Annotated in this window: 1 protein-coding gene; it reads left to right on the top strand. The window is 32.7% G+C overall.

All coding sequences use genetic code 11. The features are described 5' to 3' along the window. Positions 1 to 125: 125 nt before the first annotated feature. Positions 126 to 1,427 carry an IS4 family transposase gene (locus ACYPZI_RS15940; RefSeq protein ID WP_459603356.1) on the top strand — a complete coding sequence of 434 codons (1,302 nt, stop codon included), beginning with the start codon at positions 126 to 128 and terminating at the stop codon, positions 1,425 to 1,427. The last annotated feature ends 23 nt before the right edge of the window (positions 1,428 to 1,450 follow it).

The raw sequence follows: 1,450 nt of genomic DNA, 5'->3' as shown, positions 1-1,450 counted from the left end.
CAATGTCATTAAGTTAAGGATTTATAGTATTGATTATTAGGCGTATTCGCTTTGATTTGTGATATATTTTTATTATATTTAAGTAGTAATTAACAAGTTATTATAATGCAAAAAAAACAACATCAATTATTTTCACCAAGATTCTCAATGAAATTAATAGTAGTCATTTACAAGAAAGATTTAAGATGAATAAAAAAGACTTTACCCGTAAAAGGAAGCAGACTTTTAAAGGCACCATCCTTTTCTTGATTAATATTTTAAGAAAAAGTCTTTGTATAGAGATTGTTAACTTTGTACATTATCTTAGAAAGATTGAAGGAGTCGAATACCTTCCTTTTAGCAAAAGTGCATTTGTTCAATACCGCAAAAAAATATCTCCGGAAGTTTTCAGGCATCTTTCCGCCTTATTAATCAATGAATTTTATGATAATAACTCAGAGGTAAAACAGTTTAATGGTTTTCGTTTACTTGCAGTTGATACATCAGTTATTAATCTGCCTAAGAATACGGGATTGGAAGTCATTTATGGTAAATCGCAGAAGCAGGCAGGGGATTACCTTGTACAAGCGAGAGTTTCTGTATTTTATGATGTACTCAATAAGCTGGCAATTGATTCATCTATTGCCCCGCTACATACAGGCGAAAGGCAGATGGCTGTTACCCACCTGGAGGCAGCTACGGGTAATGATTTAATCCTCTATGACAGAGGTTATCCTTCTTATGATTTAATTTATGAGCATCAGATCAGAAGCATAAATTTTTTAATGCGTGTTCAGGTTAATTTTAATCATGAGGTAAAATCTTTCGTAAGTAGCGGAGCTATGAACCAGGAGGTCGAAATATATCCGGGTAGAGATACTGATTTTAGCATAAAATCTTATGTCAGGCAAACACCTCTCAAAGTTCGCCTGATAGCCTTGGAATTGCCTTGTGGACAAAAGGAGTATCTGATAACATCTTTATTAGATAGCATCCAATATCCGATGGATATATTCAAAGAATTGTATTTCCAGAGATGGCAGATAGAGACCTGTTTCGATGAATTAAAGAATAAGCTAAATATGGAATCCTTTTCAGGGTATTCCAATCAGACTATTTTGCAGGATTTTAATGCGACTATTTTCGTAAGTAACATCCAAAGTATAATAGTCAACGAGTTGGAAGTGGAGATTCACCAAAAGTCTTCATGTACAAAATATCGTTATAAAGTAAACAATTCCCTATCTTATGGTTTCTTGAAAAACAGAATTATCAGCCTCTTCTTTTTTGAAGAAAAGAAGATAGAAGAAATTATTCTTGAGCTCAAAAACTTGTTCAAAAATCATATGATACCAATAAGACCCAATCGTTCTAATATGCGAAATAAATTCAGATATAAAAAGAGAGTACGACCAAAGGTCTCTAAAAATCAAAGAGATGCTATATGAAAATCCTTAACTTAATGACATTG

This window comes from Dysgonomonas reticulitermitis (assembly GCF_054601275.1).
The sequence above is the reverse complement of the archived record's forward strand: the minus strand, read 5'-3'. Positions and strand labels throughout refer to the sequence as shown.